The 15,835-nt window shown below is 72.8% G+C and carries 13 protein-coding genes; 10 read left to right on the top strand and 3 right to left on the bottom strand.

From position 1 onward, the window contains the following. Nucleotides 1-128: 128 nt before the first annotated feature. From rph to ACETWP_RS01230, 4 genes are all read left to right on the top strand, one after another. Nucleotides 129-887 (top strand): ribonuclease PH, encoded by a 759-nt coding sequence (gene rph / locus ACETWP_RS01245; protein WP_373970365.1) that lies wholly within the window; start codon nt 129-131, stop codon nt 885-887. Continuing rightward, on the top strand, nt 884-1,543 hold the full coding sequence (gene rdgB, locus ACETWP_RS01240; RefSeq protein ID WP_373970364.1) for an RdgB/HAM1 family non-canonical purine NTP pyrophosphatase: 660 nt from the start codon (nt 884-886) through the stop codon (nt 1,541-1,543). The genes rph and rdgB overlap by 4 nt, the downstream gene beginning before the upstream one ends. Nucleotides 1,544-1,609: 66 nt before the next feature. Beyond that, the gene (locus tag ACETWP_RS01235) at nt 1,610-2,314 is read left to right on the top strand and encodes a DedA family protein (RefSeq protein ID WP_373970363.1); all 705 of its coding nucleotides are present in this window, start codon (nt 1,610-1,612) and stop codon (nt 2,312-2,314) included. 16 nt (nt 2,315-2,330) lie between these two features. Further along, on the top strand, nt 2,331-3,335 hold the full coding sequence (locus tag ACETWP_RS01230) for a 3'-5' exonuclease (RefSeq protein WP_373970362.1): 1,005 nt from the start codon (nt 2,331-2,333) through the stop codon (nt 3,333-3,335). Nucleotides 3,336-3,429: 94 nt separating this feature from the next. Here the strand turns inward: ACETWP_RS01230 and ACETWP_RS01225 are convergent, their stop codons facing one another. Further along, nucleotides 3,430-4,350, bottom strand: a complete 921-nt coding sequence (locus ACETWP_RS01225) for an ADP-ribosylglycohydrolase family protein (protein WP_373970361.1) — start codon at nt 4,348-4,350, stop codon at nt 3,430-3,432. A gap of 62 nt (nt 4,351-4,412) precedes the next feature. On the opposite strand from ACETWP_RS01225, the gene ACETWP_RS01220 reads away from it, so the two are divergent. The 3 genes from ACETWP_RS01220 (at nt 4,413) to ACETWP_RS01210 (ending at nt 9,953) form a co-directional block, all read left to right on the top strand. After that, a complete protein-coding gene (locus tag ACETWP_RS01220; RefSeq protein ID WP_373970360.1) occupies nt 4,413-5,579 on the top strand; it encodes an exonuclease SbcCD subunit D in 1,167 nt (388 codons plus the stop codon). Beyond that, nucleotides 5,576-8,635: an AAA family ATPase gene (locus tag ACETWP_RS01215; RefSeq protein WP_373970359.1), complete on the top strand. Its 3,060-nt coding sequence runs from the start codon at nt 5,576-5,578 to the stop codon at nt 8,633-8,635. Before ACETWP_RS01220 ends, ACETWP_RS01215 begins: the two co-directional genes overlap by 4 nt. Before the next feature lie 85 nt (nt 8,636-8,720). Beyond that, complete coding sequence (locus tag ACETWP_RS01210; RefSeq protein WP_373970358.1) at nt 8,721-9,953, top strand: MFS transporter; 1,233 nt, start codon at nt 8,721-8,723, stop codon at nt 9,951-9,953. A 51-nt stretch (nt 9,954-10,004) separates the two neighbouring features. Here the strand turns inward: ACETWP_RS01210 and ACETWP_RS01205 are convergent, their stop codons facing one another. Next, entirely contained in the window at nt 10,005-10,727 is a 723-nt protein-coding gene (locus ACETWP_RS01205; protein ID WP_373970357.1) for an IclR family transcriptional regulator, read from the bottom strand. 174 nt (nt 10,728-10,901) lie between these two features. Here ACETWP_RS01205 and ACETWP_RS01200 point away from each other — a divergent pair, with 174 nt between their 5' ends. The 3 genes from ACETWP_RS01200 to ACETWP_RS01190 all read left to right on the top strand — a co-directional run bounded on the left by ACETWP_RS01200 (nt 10,902) and on the right by ACETWP_RS01190 (nt 14,519). Further along, complete coding sequence (locus ACETWP_RS01200; protein ID WP_373970356.1) at nt 10,902-11,441, top strand: flavin reductase family protein; 540 nt, start codon at nt 10,902-10,904, stop codon at nt 11,439-11,441. A gap of 53 nt (nt 11,442-11,494) precedes the next feature. Beyond that, entirely contained in the window at nt 11,495-12,946 is a 1,452-nt protein-coding gene (gene hpaB / locus ACETWP_RS01195; protein ID WP_373970355.1) for a 4-hydroxyphenylacetate 3-monooxygenase, oxygenase component, read from the top strand. A gap of 178 nt (nt 12,947-13,124) precedes the next feature. Next, nucleotides 13,125-14,519, top strand: a complete 1,395-nt coding sequence (locus ACETWP_RS01190; RefSeq protein ID WP_373970354.1) for an MFS transporter — start codon at nt 13,125-13,127, stop codon at nt 14,517-14,519. Nucleotides 14,520-14,732: 213 nt separating this feature from the next. Here ACETWP_RS01190 and hpaD read toward each other — a convergent pair whose 3' ends face one another. Next, entirely contained in the window at nt 14,733-15,830 is a 1,098-nt protein-coding gene (gene hpaD / locus ACETWP_RS01185; RefSeq protein ID WP_373970353.1) for a 3,4-dihydroxyphenylacetate 2,3-dioxygenase, read from the bottom strand. Nucleotides 15,831-15,835 lie beyond the last annotated feature (5 nt).

Raw genomic sequence — 15,835 nt, 5'->3', positions numbered from 1 at the left:
GCCCCTAGCGTCCAGTGGCCTCCCGCGGCTCGCTGCGCTCGGCGCGGGTCCCTCGGCCCCTAGCGTCCAGTGGCCTCCCGCGGCTCGCTGCGCTCGGCGCGGGTCCCTCGGCCCCTAGACTTGGACGCATGACTGACGCCACCACCGAGTCCACCGTCCTGCGCGCCGACGGGCGCACCCCCGGCCAGCTCCGCCCCATCAGCATCACCCGCGGCTGGTCGACGCAGGCGGAGGGTTCCGCCCTCATCGAGTTCGGCAACACGCGCGTGCTGTGCACCGCGTCCTTCACCGCCGGGGTGCCGCGCTGGCTCAAGGGCGAGGGCAGCGGATGGGTGACCGCCGAGTACGCGATGCTGCCCCGCGCGACCAACACGCGCTCGGACCGCGAGTCCGTCAAGGGCAAGATCGGCGGCCGGACCCACGAGATCTCCCGCCTGATCGGCCGTTCCCTGCGTTCCATCATCGACACCAAGGCGCTCGGCGAGAACACCATCGTCCTGGACTGCGACGTGCTGCAGGCCGACGGCGGGACGCGCACCGCCGCGATCACCGGCGCCTACGTCGCGCTGGCCGAGGCCGTGCGCTGGGCACGCGAGCAGAAGCTCATCAAGCCCAACGCCCGGGTCCTCCGCGACACGGTCGCCGCCGTCAGCGTGGGCATCATCGACGGCGTCCCCATGCTCGACCTGCCCTACGTGGAGGACGTCCGCGCCGAGACCGACATGAACGTCGTCGTCACGGGGTCCGGGAAGTTCGTGGAGGTGCAGGGGACCGCCGAGGGCGCGCCGTTCGACCGGGACGAGCTGGACCGCCTGCTGGACCTCGCGCTCGCCGGCACCGTCGAGCTGTCCCGGATCCAGCGCGAGACGCTGGGGGAGGCGGCGTGACCGCATCCCCGGCGGACGCCCCCGGATCCCGCCCCGTCCTGGTCCTCGCGACCCGCAACGCCGGCAAGCTGCGGGAGCTGCGGGAACTGCTCCGCGACCGCGTCCCCGGGCTCGACGTCGACGCGCAGGTCGTCGACGCCGCCGCGGTCGGCGCCCCCGACGTCCCCGAGACCGGGACCACCTTCGAGGAGAACTCCCTGCTGAAGGCCCGCGCCGTGGCGGAGGCGACCGGCCTGGTCGCCATCGCCGACGATTCGGGGCTCTCCGTCGACGTGCTCGGCGGGGCGCCGGGCATCTTTTCCGCCCGGTGGGCCGGCTCCCACGGGGACGACGCCGCCAACCTGCGTCTGCTGCTGGACCAGCTGGCCGACATCGGCGAGTCCCACCGCGCTGCGGCGTTCGTGTGCGCGGCGGCGCTCGCCGTCCCGGGCGGCGGGGAGCGCGTCGAGATCGGCCGCCTCGCCGGAACCCTGCTGCGCGAGCCGCGCGGCACGGGCGGTTTCGGCTACGATCCGATCCTGCGTCCCGAGGGACTGGAGACCAGTTGCGCGGAGCTCTCGCCGGAGCGGAAGAACGCCATCAGCCACCGCGGGCAGGCCTTCAGATCGCTGCTGCCGCACATCGTCGAGGCGCTGGGCGCCCGGTCCCGCGGCTGAGTCCTTCACCACACCCCCGGGCGCGGTCCGGCCAATCGTCCGCGGACTAAGGCAGACTTGTAGGCGATGAAGACTATGATTGCGCTCCAGACAGCCCTGCAGGACCCGACCCCGTCCTCGGGGGGACTCCTCTCGGACATCGCCGACTGGGCGGTCAACCTCATGGAGACGATCGGCGCCCCCGGCGCGGGACTGGCGATCGCGTTGGAGAACCTGTTCCCGCCGTTGCCGTCTGAAGTCATCCTGCCGCTGGCCGGGTTCACCGCCAGCCGCGGATCCTTCACGCTGGTCGAGGCGCTGTTCTGGACGACGCTCGGTTCCCTGGTGGGCGCCGTCGCGCTGTACTGGATCGGGCGGGCGCTCGGCCGGGAGCGGACGCGCCGGCTGTTCGCCAAGGTGCCGCTGATGGACCTGAACGACGTCGATCGGGTCGAGGCGTGGTTCGACCGCCACGGCGCGAAGGCGGTGTTCTTCGGCCGGATGGTGCCCCTCTTCCGGAGCCTGGTCTCGATTCCCGCGGGCGTCACCGCGATGCCGCAATGGAAGTTCATCGGCCTCACGACCGCCGGCAGCCTCATCTGGAACTCCATCTTCGTGGTCGCCGGCTTCTACCTCGGCGAGAACTGGCACATCGTGGAGGAGTACGCGGGGATCTTCCAGAAGGTGGTGATTGCCGCCGTCGTGCTGTACCTCCTGTACTTCGTCGTCAGCAAGGTCCGCAAGGTGCGGCGGGCGCGCGCCGAGGACGCCGTCGACGGCCCGGCCGCGTAGGGCGGTGCACAGCGAGATGTCCTACGACTTCACCGCCATCGACTTCGAGACGGCGAACGGCTTCCGTGGGTCGGCCTGCAGCATCGGACTCAGCAGGGTCCGCGGAGGGCTGATCGTCGAGGAGGCCTCCTGGCTCATGCGCCCCCCGGCCGGCTATGACCACTTCGATCCGCGGAACGTCCAGATCCACGGCATCACCGCCGACAGGGTCGCCGACGCGCCACGCTTCGGCGAGGTGTTCCCGCGCATCGCGGACTTCGTCGGCAGGGACACGATCGTCGCGCACAACGCCGCCTTCGACCTGGGCGTGATCCGGTCGGCCCTGGAGGTGTCCGAGCTGTCCGGACCGGCCTACGACTACGCATGCACCGTGATCCTGTCCCGGCGCAGCTACCAGCTGGCGTCGTACTCACTGCCGTTCGTCGCCGAGGCGGCGGGCGTGCCGTTGAGGAACCACCACGACGCCGTCGAGGACGCCCGCGCCTGCGCCGGGATCATGATCGACATCGGGAGGATCCACGGCGCCGCCACCGTCGACGGGCTGATGGATGGGCTGGGCGTTCGCGGCGGCCGGGCCGAGGCCTACGCGCCCGGCGACCCGCTGTCCAAGGCGACCTCCGACGCGCGCAACTGGCGCAGCTCGGCCGGCGAGGTCCCGCGGCAGCCGGACTGGGCCGTGTGGCCGCAGGAGGGAGTGGATCCCGCGCCGAACCCGGATGCCGACTCCACCCATCCGCTCTTCGGGCAGAACGTGGTCTTCACCGGCAACCTCGGCATCAGCCGGCAGGAAGCGAAGAACCGGGCCGCCGCGGTCGGCGCGGCCACGGCCAGCCGCGTGACGCGGAAGACCTCCGCGCTGGTCGTGGGCGACGGGTTCACCGCCTCGGACCTGCGGGGCGGCCGCCTGACGTCCAAGGCCAAGCACGTGTTGCGGCTCAGGGACAACGGGGCCAGCATCGAGGTGCTCGCCGAGGGCGAGTTCCTGCAGATGGTCGGCGGCATCTGGCCCGCCGGCAGCTGAGTCCCGGTCCGCCGTTGCGCACCCGGGGCGGACGTCGGGGCGCTCCGGCGCGGCGGCCCGGACGTGCCGCGCGCGCCAAGGGCACGACGGCGGCCTAGCCGAACGTGACGCGGCGCCAGCGCCGCGTCATTTCCCTCATGACCCCCGCCGACGCCGTGCGGGCCTCCCAGTCCTCCGGCAGGGCGGCCGTTCCGTGCGCTGCGGCCACGAGCGCCCCCGCGAAGGCGGCGGCAGCGGGGCGGCCGGCCAGCGGGCGCGTCGCCGCGTCGAACAGGGCCGCCGCGGTCCCCCGTTCCGCAGAGCGGGCGGGACGCTCCCGGAGCAGTTCCCCGGCCGCCGTCACCGCCGACACCGCGGCCCGCAGGGACGCCCATGCTCCGTCCGCGGACCCACCGGAGTGGTCGTCGGCATCCGACGCAGCGTCCGATCCGGCCAAGGCGTCCCGCACCAGGATCGCCGCCCGCGCGGCGGCCGCGGTCGCGTCCGGCGCGCCGTGGGTCAGCGCCGCGGCGTCCGTGGCCAGCTTGGCCGTCGTGGCGCGCGTGACGCGGGGGAGGAGGGCGCACACCGCGGCCCGGGCCAGGACGCCCGGCCCGTCGGCGGCGGGCAGGTGCGGGCGGCCCACGGAGCCCATGTCAGGGTGCGCCAGCCCCGCGAGGTCCTGCGGGTCCGCCGGCGCGATGCCGCGGACCGCCAGCGCGCCGAAGGCCCGGTCGATCCACCGCGGCTGCGGTTCGGGCGCACCCGGGGGGAAGCCGCCCGTCGCCAGGCGGTACCAGCGCAGACCGGCGAGCCACATGCAGGCCGCCTCGTCGGACCCGACCCCGTCGTTGGCCCACTCCAGCGCCTCGAGCAGTCCGTCCATGAGGTACAGCTGCAGGCTGGATCCCCCGTCGGGGGCGTCCGGCGCCGGCGCGCGCCCCGCGGTCGGGGCCACGGCCGTCGCGGCGAGAACGGCGAGCACGCGGTCGGAGAACTCGTCCGCGGTGAGCGGGGTTTCGTCGGTGGAAGTCACCGATCCAGTCTAGTGACGCGGACCGGACCCAACGCGTGGGCGCGAGCCAGTAGCGTGGAGTCATGCGACTGCTACACACCTCAGACTGGCACCTCGGACGGTCCTTCCACGGAGCGGGGCTGCTCGACGCGCAGCGGGGGTTCATTGACGAGCTCGTGCGCACGGTCACCGAGCGCCGGATCGACGTCGTCCTGATCGCCGGCGACGTCTACGACCGCGCGCTGCCCGGTGTCGACGTGGTCGCGCTGTTCGACGACGCACTCGTGCGCCTGCGCAACGCGGGCGCCCAGGTCGTGGTCAGCAGCGGCAACCACGACTCCGCCACGCGGCTGGGCTTCGGTGGCCGGCTGTTCGCCGAGGCGGGACTGCACCTGCGGACCCGGCTGGACGAGGCGGCGACGCCCGCCGTCTTCGAGCGGGACGGCCACAGCGTCGCCGTGTACGCGCTGCCCTACCTCGAGCCGCGCATGGTCGCGGAGCGGCTCGGAGTGGCGGCGCCCGGCCACGCACCCGTCGTGGAGGCCGCGCTCGCGCTCGTGCGCGAGGACCTGGCCGAACGGCGGGCGGCCTCGGCGGTGCCGGTCGCGGCGGTCGTGCTCGCCCACGTCTTCGCCGCGGGAGGCAAGGCGTCGACGAGCGAGCGCGAGCTCGGCGTGGGCGGCCTGGACGTCGTACCCGTCTCGCACTTCGCGGGCTTCGACTACGTCGCCCTCGGCCACCTCCATGGGCACCAGGAGCTCGCGGAGCACGTCCGGTACTCGGGATCGCCGCTGCCGTACTCGTTCTCCGAGGCCGGCCACAGCAAGGGGGCCGTGCTCGTGGAACTCAGCGCGGACGGGCTGCGGCACGTCGAGCGGATCGAGTGGCCGGCACCCAAGCGGCTGGCCGTGCTGCGCGGTGAGCTCGATGCGCTGCTCGGCGACTCCGCGCTGGCCTGGGCGGAGCAGGCGTGGTGCCAGGTCACCCTGACGGACAGCGAACGGCCCGGCCAGGCCATGGAGCGGCTGCGCCGGCGATTCCCGGACACGCTCGTGCTCGCCTTCGAGCCGGAGGGTCGGGCCGAGGGCGCCCCGAAGACATACGGCGACAGGTTGCGGGAGGCCGAGGACCCCCTCGGGGTCTGCGAGGGCTTCGTCGAGCACGTGCGCGAGCGCCGGACCAGCGACGCGGAGAGCCGGCTGCTGCGCGACGTGCTGGGTGCCGCCGCGGCGGCCGAGGTGTCCGCATGAGGATCCACCGCCTCGAGGTCGAGGCCTTCGGGCCGTTCGCGTCCCGGCAGACGGTGGACTTCGACGAGCTGTCCGCGGGCGGGCTGTTCCTCCTCAACGGGGAAACCGGCTCCGGCAAGACCAGCGTCCTGGACGCCATCTGCTTCGCCCTCTACGGGGGTCTCCCGGGCGCCCGCGAGGGAACCACCCGCCTGCGGAGCGACCATGCGCCCGACGGCGCCGCGCCCGAGGTGGTGTGCGAGTTCAGCACCGGCGGCCGGAGGTTCGAGGTGCTTCGCTCGCCCGCGTGGGAGCGGCCCAAGTCACGGGGCACCGGCACCACCAAACAGCAGGCGCAGAGTCGGTTGCGCGAGCTGGTCGGGGGGCAGTGGGAGGAGAAGTCCACCCGCAACGACGAGGTCTCGACGGAGGTCACGGCACTGCTCGGGCTGGGCAAGGAGCAGTTCACCAAGGTGGCCATGCTCCCGCAGGGGGAATTCGCGGCCTTCCTCCGGGCCAAGGACCGGGAACGGGAGGCGCTGCTGCGCCGACTCTTCGACACCGGGACCTACGCGTCCGTGGAGTCGATCCTCCACGAGCGGCTGTCGGCGGCCAGGGCTGAGGCCGAGGAGGCCGAGCGCCGTCGCGCCTCCGCCGTCGGACAGCTGCGCGCCGACGCCGCAGACACGCTCCGAAGCCGGCCGGACGCGGGGGCCACCGCGACGTCCGGGCCGTCCGACCCCGGCGCCGAGGTGGCCGAAGCCACCGACGAGGCGCTTCCCTCGGTGATCGCCCGTCTGCTCTCGGCGGCTCTGGCCGCGGGCGACGTGGAGACCGCCGCGGCCGAGGACCGCCTCGCCTCGTCCCGGGATGCCGCCGCGGCGCTCGCGGCCCGCGCGGACGACCACCGGCAGCTCGCCGAGTACCTGCTGCGCCGCCGCCGCCACGAGGAGGGCGCCGCGGCCGCCGACTCCGCGGCGCGGGCGCTCGGCGGCCACGCCTTGGCCGCCGCCGCCGAGCCGTTCCGGGCCGCGCTCCAGTCGGCGGAGCGCGCGGCCTCGGAGGCCGGCGCGCGCGAGGCCGACGCGCGCGCGGCCGTCGAGGACAGCGACCTCGCCGCCGGGTACCTCGCGACGGCGGGGGCGGTGGCCGCCGCGCGCGACCTGGCGGCCGACGACGTCGCGGTGGCCGCCGCGGCGCTGCCCCAGGAGGAGGAGGCGGAGGAGCTGCGACGCCGACTGCGCGGGCATCTCGACGAGGCCGCCGGGCTGGGCGAGGGCATCGCCTCCGACGAGGGCCGGCTGGCGGAACTGCGGGCCGGCATCCCGGCCCTGCGCGAAGAAATGGAGCGGCACGCCGGACCCGCGGCATCACTCGACGTCCGGCGGGCCGAACGGGACGCGGCCGCCGCCGGCCTGGACGCGGTGCTCCGCCGCGACGCGCACGCGCCGCGCCTCGCCGGGGCCGAGGCATCGTGGGTCTTGGCGGAAAAGGAACGCCTCGACGCCGTGCAGGAGCTGGCGCGTCTCGGGAGGCTCCGCCTGGCCCAGGCGGCGGCCGCCCTGGCGATCGCCCTGGAAGACGGCCAGCCCTGTCCCGTATGCGGCTCCGCGGAGCACCCGGACCCCGCGGCGCGTCCGGGCGCGGACGTCGTCCACGAGGCCGCGATCGAGGCGGCCGAGCGCGTCGCCGGCGCGGCCGATGAGCGCGAACGCGCCGCCCGGGACCGGCGGGACGGCGAACGCGGCGAGGACGCGCGCTTGCGGGCCCTGGCCGGGACCGTCGACGAGGCCGCGGCGCGAACCGCGCTCGAGCGGGCGGACGAGGCCCTGGCCCGGGCGCTGGGCGCCGCCGAGCGCCACCGTGAACTGGTCGCGAGCGAGGCCGCCTCCCGGCTCGACGCGGAGGGCCTGGCCGAGCGGATCGCCGCCGCTCGCCAGCGGCGCGCGGGTCTGGAATCCGCCGGCGCCGAACTCGACGGACAGCTGCGGCAGCGGGAGGCGGCGCTGGCGGAACTCAGGGCCGGCAGCGCCACGCTGGCCGCACGCCTGGCCGGGCTGCGTGCGGCGGAGGACCTGCTGCGCCGGCTGGGCGAGGCGGGTCGGGAGCTGGCCTCCGCGGGCTCCGCGCGGGAGTCGGCCGGTTCCGCGTGGGCCCGCGCCCTGGAGGAGCGCGGGTTCCCGGACCTCGCCGCGCAGCAGGACGCGCTGCTGGCCCCGGCCGTCGAGGAGGAGCTGCGGCGGACGGTCGCGGCGCGTGAGGCGGAGGCCGTCCGGCTGGAGACGCTGGACGCCGCCCCGGGTGTCGGGCGTGCCCGCCGGGACGCCGGGGCCGGGACGCCGGGCCCGGACGCGGACGAGTTGGCCGCGGCCGACGTGGCCCGCGAGGCCGCCGCCGCCGACCGCGACCGCGTGCTCCAGTCCCGGGCGGTCCTGGACGCCTACGGCAGGCGCTTCGCCACGGGACGCGCGGCGCTGGAGGAGTTGTTGGAGGCCCAGGGGCCGGTGCTGGAGCGCTACGCCACGGTGCGCTCCGTCGCCGAGCTGGTGCGCGGCGGGGGAGAGAACCTGCTCAACATGACGCTGTCGACGTATGTCCTGGCCGCGCGGCTGGAATCCGTGGCCGCCGCCGCGACGGAGCGCCTGCACGTGATGAGCAACGGCCGCTACGCGATGGTGCACGACGACACCAAGCGGGGCAACAGCAAGTCGGGGCTCGGCCTGCAGGTGATCGACGCCTGGACGGGACGGCAGCGGGACACGGCGACATTGTCGGGCGGGGAGTCCTTCATGGCCTCGCTCTCGCTTGCGCTCGGGCTGGCCGACGTCGTCCAGCAGGAGTCCGGCGGCATCGACATGGAGACGCTGTTCGTCGACGAGGGCTTCGGGTCCCTCGACGAGGGTGCCCTGGAGATGGTCATGGATGCGCTTGACGGGCTCCTGCGCAGCGGCCGGACCGTGGGCGTCGTGAGCCACGTGGCCGAGATGAAGCAGCGCATCCCGGCGCAGTTGCGCGTCCACAAGGCGCGTCGGGGATCGCGGCTGGAGGTGGTCACCGAGGCGGTCGGGGTCATGTAGCGCCCCGCGATATAATCGAGTGGTTCACGGGTTGGGCGCTCCGGGTGGCAGGGACGGGCGCACGTCTTTTGAGGAACCCAGAACCATGGATACGACCGTCAGGTCTTCCCCCTACCGCGGACTGCTCGAAGTCGCCGGCGCCGCCTTCTTCCCCATCGCGTTCTTCGCCAGGCTTCCGCTGGCCATGCTCACCATCGGCGCCCTGACGCTCGTTTCCGCCACCACCGGTTCCTACGCGTCCGGGGGATTGGCCGCGGGAGCCGTCGGCATCGGGTCGGCGATCGGTGCCCCCGCGCTCGGCTACGCCGCCGACCGCTGGGGGCAGCGGCCGGTGCTGCTGCCCGCGGCCGTCGTCCACGCCGCCGTCGTGGCCGGCCTCCTCCTTGCCGCGGGACCCGGCGCGGAAGCGTGGCCGGTCCTGCTGCTGGCCTTCGCGGCCGGCGCCACCTGCCCCCAGGTCGGGCCGATGGCCCGCGTGCGCTGGATGTCGCTGACCTCGGGCCGCCCCGCGGGACGGCGCGAGCTCGAGACGGCGCTCAGCTACGAGAGCACGGTGGACGAGCTGACCTTCGTCATGGGCCCCGCGCTGGTGGGTCTCCTGGCGTCCCTCGTGGCGCCGTGGCTGCCGCTGGCGCTCGCCGCGGCCCTGACGCTTGCGCTTGTGCCGGCCTTCGCCGTCCACCGGACCGCTGCCGCCGTGCCGAACCACCGCGACCACCCGGCGTCGCCGACCGCGCGGTGGGACCGCGCGCGCGCCGTGCGCGTCGGCACCGCCGTCACGGGCATGATCGGCATGGGCACGCTCTTCGGGGCCACCGCGGCGGGCGCCGTCGCCTTCGCCGGCGCGACCGGCGACTCGAGCGCCGGCGGGCTCCTCTACGCGGCCTTGGGCCTGACCTCGGCCGCGGCCGCCCTGTCCGTCTCCGCCTGGCCGTCCGGCTGGGCGCATCCGGCCCGCTGGGTCGTGTGCGCACTGGCGCTGGTGCCCCTGGCGCTCCTGCTGCAGCTGCCCGTGTCGACGCCGGCCATGGTCGCCGTGCTGCTGCTCGTGGGCATCCCGGTGGGCCCCGTGATGGTCACGATCTTCACCGTCGGCGGCGACGTCGCGCCCCGCGGCCTGCTCGGAACCACCATGACCCTGCTGGCCAGCGGGATCGTGGTCGGAACCGCGATTGGCAACGGCCTGGCCGGCGCGCTCGCGGACGAGTTCGGCCACCGTGGCGCGTTCGCGGTCGCGGCGGGCGCCGCGTTCGTGCTGTTCCTGGCCGGCGTCCTGATGGCCTACCTGCGCCGCCCGGGCGCGGGCCGCGGCGCCTGATTCGGTGGTGCCGCGCCGTCACCGCGGATGCGTCGCCGCCGGCACCGGTCGCTAGCCACCGAGCGAGCGCTCGATGGCCGACGCCGCGTCCGTGAGGCGACGGCCGATCGTCTCCGCGTCGATCCGGCGCGTCGCCGTCGCATAGACCACGGCGACGGCCGCGGGCAGCTGGCCCGGCACGCGCAGCGGCGCCGCGACCGAGGAGACGCCGTTGATGACCTCGTCGTGGCTCGTGGCGTAGCCGAGCTCGCGCGCCTCCGCGGCGGCTGGCCGGTACTCCTGGTGGGGAGCCAGTCGCTCCCACTCCTGTGGGGTATGCGAGGACTGGATGGCGATGCCGGGCGCCCCCTGCGAGAACGGGTGCCGGGAGCCGGGACGCTCGATCACGGCGGCGTGTCCGTGCCGCGGCTCGATCGTCACGAGCGTGATGCAGTCGTGGTGGTCCCAGACCGCCACGAAGGCGCTCATCTCCAGCTCGTTGGCCAGCGCCGTCAGCTCGGGCAGGGCCGCGGACTGCAGGTCGCGCTGCACCCCCCGCGCCAGCGCCGCGAGGCCCGGCGCCGGCTGCACCCGACCCGAGTCGTCGCGCATCACGAGGGAGTGGTCCTCGAGGGTCCGGAGGATCCGGTAGGCGATGGACCGGTGCACGCCCAGGCGCGCGGCGAGATCGGAGATGGTCAGCGGGGCGGCCGCGTCGGCCAGAATCTCCAGCGTCCGGATGCCGCGCGATAGGGTCTGGCTGTGGCTGGTCTTGGGTTCAGCTGGAGCGGTCATGGTGGGGTCCCCGGGTCGTCGGTGGCGTGGCGTCGCCCTTGTGCCGGGCGCCACCGTGATCTATCGTCGAACTAGCAAGTTCTTTATGGGAACTTTGAATTCTATTATAGAACGCAGCGAACCCTCGCGGCACCCCTCGCCGGCGAAGGGGAGCGGCCCTGCTAGGAGCTCGCCATGACCGTTTCCCGGAAGGGTGCCGTCGCAGAGGGTGGCATCCCCCGGAGGATCGATGTCCCCGAGATCCACCACTTCCGCGGCAGCCTCGGCCGCTTCGCCACCGGCGTGGCCATCGTGACGTTCGACGGGGCCACCAAGCGGCACGGCATCACCGTCAACTCGTTCACCTCCGTGAGCATGGATCCGCCGCTCGTGCTCGTGAGCATCGCGCGCGACACCAAGGCCCACGACGAGCTGGCTGACCGTCCGTTCACCGTCAACATCCTCGGCGCCGAGCAGCAGGCGCTCGCCCTGCACTTCGCCGGACGCCCCGGGCCGGAGCCGCTGTTCGTCGAGGGCGAGACCGCGCCGCGGCTGGCCAGGGTGCTGGCGTACTTCTCCTGCACCCCGTGGGCCGCATACGACGGCGGCGACCACACCCTCTACCTCGGCGAGGTCAGGGACTTCGACTACCGCACGGGCGACGCCCTGGCCTTCGCCAACAGCAGCTTCACCACCATCCCCGAGAGCCAGCTGGGAGTCGAGGAGCTCCTCTAAGGGGACGCGCGGCGATCCCCCCGGCAGCCCCATCCACGAGGAAGAGGACCACCATGGGAATCCGTACCGGCCAGCAGTTCCTGGACAAGCTCGACTCCATGCGACCGCACCTGGTCATCGACGGCGAGGTCGTCTCCGGGAACGTCACTCGGCACCCCGCCTTCGCGGGCGTGGCCAGGACGTACGCGCGGCTGTTCGACCTGCAACACGATCCGCGGCACCAGGACGCCCTGACCTACGCCTCGCCCACCACCGGCGACCTTGTCAACGCGTCCTTCATGGTTCCGCGGTCCGTCGAGGACCTGAAGAGGCGCCGCGCGGCCATCTCCACGTGGGCCGAGTACTCCCACGGCTTCCTGGGCCGCACTGGCGACTACATGAACTCGTCGCTGACCGCGCTGAGCACGGCCAAGAGGTTCTTCGCGACCGCCGACCCGGTCTTCGGGGAGCGCATCGAGGCCTACTACGAGATGGCGCGCGAGAACGACCTGCTGGCCACGCACACGCTGATCCCGCCGCAGGTCAACCGCTCGGTCTCCGGCTCCGAGCAGCTCGGCGGCAACGTGGCCGCCCGCGTGGTCGAGGAGCGCGGGGACGGCATCGTCGTCAAAGGCGCCCGCATGCTGGCGACCATCGCCCCGATCGCCGACGAGCTGCTGGTCTTCCCGTCCACCGTCCTGCGCGGCACGCCCGAGGACGCCCCGTTCTCCTACGCCTTCGCCATCCAGAACGACGCCCCGGGGCTCCGCTACCTGTGCCGCACCGGACTGCACAACGGCGGCGGTGTCCACGACGAGCCGCTGGCGAGCCGCTACGAGGAGATGGACGCCGTCGTGGTCTTCGACAACGTCTTCATCCCGAACGAGCGCGTGTTCATGCTCGGCCGACCGGACCTGTGCAACGCGTGGTACCAGGAGACCGGCGCCGGCGCGCTGATGACCCACCAGGTCGTCACCCGCACGATCGCCAAGAGCGAGTTTTTCCTGGGGCTGGCCTCGGAGATCGCCGCGAGCATCGGCATCGACGGCTTCCAGCACATCCAGGAGGACCTCGCGGAGCTGATCCGCAACGTCGAGATCGGCAAGGCGCTCGTCGTCGCGGCGGAGGCGCAGGCGCAGCCGAACGAGGACGGGGTCTACCTGCCGCACTGGCCCACCCTGAACGCCGCGCGCAACTGGTACCCGAAGGCGTCCCAGCGCTACCCCGAGATCATCCGGAAGTTCTGCGCGTCCGGGCTGATGGCCTTGCCCGGAGAGGCCGACCTCGAGGTCGCCCGCGAAGACATCGAGATGTACCTGCAGGGCAAGACCCTGACCGGGCCGGAGCGTGTGCGCCTGTTCAAGCTGGCCTACGACGCGGCGATCACGGGCTTCTCCGGACGCCAGGCGCTTTACGAGTACTTCTTCTTCGGCGACCCCGTCCGCATGGCCGGGGCGCTCGTGAACAGCTACGACCGCGAGCCTGCGCGCGCGCGGATCCGCGAGTTCCTCGCCCGCGAGGACTGACGGCCGCGGCCGCCGGGGCCCGGCGGCGACATGGTGCGGAGTCCCCGCGAAATGTGCGGGACGCCACAGCCATATGTGACGTACCATGAATCCCATCACATAAACCGTCCGAACGGTCGGTATAGCCCGTTCATACAGATCAACCCGCGCACCCACAGCGCCGAACAACGGAGTTCACATGTCAGCAGCCATCTCCCTCCCCTCGGGGTCGTCGAAGGCGGAGGAGCGCAAGGTCCTCGCCGGCACGCTCGTCGGCACGTCGATCGAATGGTACGACTTCTTCATCTACGCCCAGGCGGCGGCCCTCGTGCTCGGTCCGCTCTTCCTGGCGCCCGTGTCGGAGGACAACCCCGGTCTGGCCCAGATCATCGCGTTCGCCACGATCGGCATCTCCTTCCTGTTCCGCCCGCTGGGCGCCGTCGTCGCCGGACACCTGGGCGACAAGCTCGGCCGCAAGCAGATGCTGGTGTTCACGCTGGTCATGATGGGCGCGGCCACCGCCCTCATCGGCGTCCTGCCCACGTACGCGCAGATCGGCATCTGGGCGCCGATCCTGCTCGTCTTCCTGCGCATCCTGCAGGGCTTCTCCGCGGGCGGCGAGTGGGGCGGCGCGGCCCTGATGTCCGTCGAGCACGCCCCCATCAACAAGCGCGGCTTCTTCGGTGCCTTCCCGCAGATCGGCGTCCCGATCGGCATGATCCTGGCGACCGGCGTCCTCTGGGTCCTCAGCACCTCGATGAGCCCGGAGGCCTTCAACTCCTGGGGCTGGCGCGTTCCGTTCCTGTTCTCGATCGTGCTGATCATCGTCGGCTTCCTGATCCGCCGCTCCGTCGAGGAGTCCCCGGTCTTCAAGGAGATGCAGCTGCGCAAGAAGGAGTCGGCCGCCCCGCTGGGCCAGCTCTTCAAGCACAACACCCGCGAGGTCGTCCTGGCGGCCCTGATCTTCGTCGCCAACAACGCGGCGGGCTACCTGCTGATCGCGTTCTTCCTGTCGTACACCACCCGCGTGCTGGGCATGGAGCGTCCGCCCGTGCTGCTGACCACCACGGTGGCCGCGTTCGGATGGCTGATCTTCACCCTCATCGGCGGCATGCTCTCCGACAAGATCGGCCGCGTGCGCACGTTCCAGATCGGCTACACGCTGGTGTTGCTCTGGGTGATCCCGATGTGGTTCCTGATCGACTCGAAGAACCTGTTCCTGTTCTTCGTCGCCGCGTTCGTCCTGACGATCGGCCTGGGCCTGTCCTACGGCCCGCAGTCCGCCCTCTACGCCGAGATGTTCCCGGCCACCGTGCGCTACTCCGGCGTGTCCATCGGCTACGCGTTCGGCGCGATCCTGGGCGGGGCCTTCGCCCCGATGATCGCCGAGGCGATCTTCAACGCCACCGGCGTCTCCTGGCACATCGGCGTCTACCTCGCCGTGGCCACGCTCGTCTCGCTGACGGCCGTGAGCCTGGTCAAGGAGACCAAGGGCGTCGACCTGCACGTCAAGGAGGTGCACGAGGAGTTCCTCCGCGAGCACCCCGAAGCCGTGAAGGAGTTCGGCCTGGCCGGCGAGCACCAGACGAAGTAGCACCCCGGTTCCGGCGCCGTCCCCGACGACGCCGGAGCGAGGGTCGAGGGGGCGGGATCCGCGCGGATCCCGCCCCCTTTGCCGTGCGTGGGGTCCGGCTGTGTGTGGGGTCCGGGACGCGCGTGGCCCCGCGTCCCGCGCGTGCCGCCGCGCACGAGGAGGGGCGGGCATCCGCCGGACGCCCGCCCCTCCTGCCGCAACCCGCCGCGCGGGCTAGAGCTGGTGGCCCATCTTGAAGCCGATCTCCTCCGCCGGCTCGCCCAGCATGGCGTCGCCGGGGGCTCGGGTGTAGGAGAAGCCGTCGGCCCCGACCGTGACCGCCATCTCGGACCTGTCCTCGCGCACGTGCACCTCCTGCGGGTTGCCGTCCAGGTCCAGGACCAGCGATGCCTCGGTGTACCAGGACGGGACCACGGGGTTGCCCCACCAGTCGCGGCGCTGGTTGTCGTGCACGTCCCAGGTGATCACCGGATTGTCCGGGTCGCCCGTGTAGTAGTCCTGCGTGTAGATCTCCACGCGGTGGTTGTCCGGATCCAGGATGTACAGGTAGAACGCGTTGGAGACGCCGTGGCGGCCGGGGCCGCGCTCGATCCGGTCGCTGATCCGCAGGGCGCCCATCTTGTCGCAGATCTGGATGATGTTGTGCTTCTCGTGGGTGGCGAACGCGACGTGGTGCATGCGTGGTCCGTCGCCGCCGGTGAGCGCCGTGTCGTGGACCGTCTGCTTGCGGTGCATCCACGCGGCGTAGGTGACGCCGTCGGCGTCCTTGATGTCCTCCGACACGCGGAAGCCGAGGTCCTCCAGGTACTTGCGGCCGCGGGGGACGTCGGGCGTCACCTGGTTGAAGTGGTCCAGGCGGACCAGCTCGCCGGCCGAGTACAGGTCGTAGCGCTGGTGCAGGCGTTCGACGTGCTCCACCTCGTGGAAGAACTCGTAGGGGAAGCCCAGGGGGTCCTCCACGCGGACCGCGTCCCCGATCCCGCGGACGAAGCCGTCCCTGCGGCGCTCCGTCCGGCAACCGAGCTCGCGGTAGTACGCCTCGGCCGCGTCGACGTCCTCGGGGGTGCGCACCCGGTAGGCGAACGCAGCGACCGCCGCGAGCGGACCCTTGCGCAGCACCAGGTTGTGGTGGATGAACTCCTCGAACGAGCGCAGGTAGATGGCGGTCTCGTCCTCGTGGGTGACGTGGAGCCCGAGCAGGTCCACGTAGAACTTGCGGGACGCGTCGAGGTCGGTGACGACGATCTCCATGTAGGCGCAGCGGACGATGTCCGGCGCGGGGACGGAGGGCGTCGGGATGGTGTTGGTCATGATTC

Source organism: Arthrobacter halodurans, assembly GCF_041877255.1.
Classification (GTDB): Bacteria; Actinomycetota; Actinomycetes; order Actinomycetales; family Micrococcaceae; genus Arthrobacter_N; species Arthrobacter_N halodurans.
Note: the sequence above shows the minus strand (reverse complement) of the source record. Positions and strands in the feature narration are given on the sequence as shown.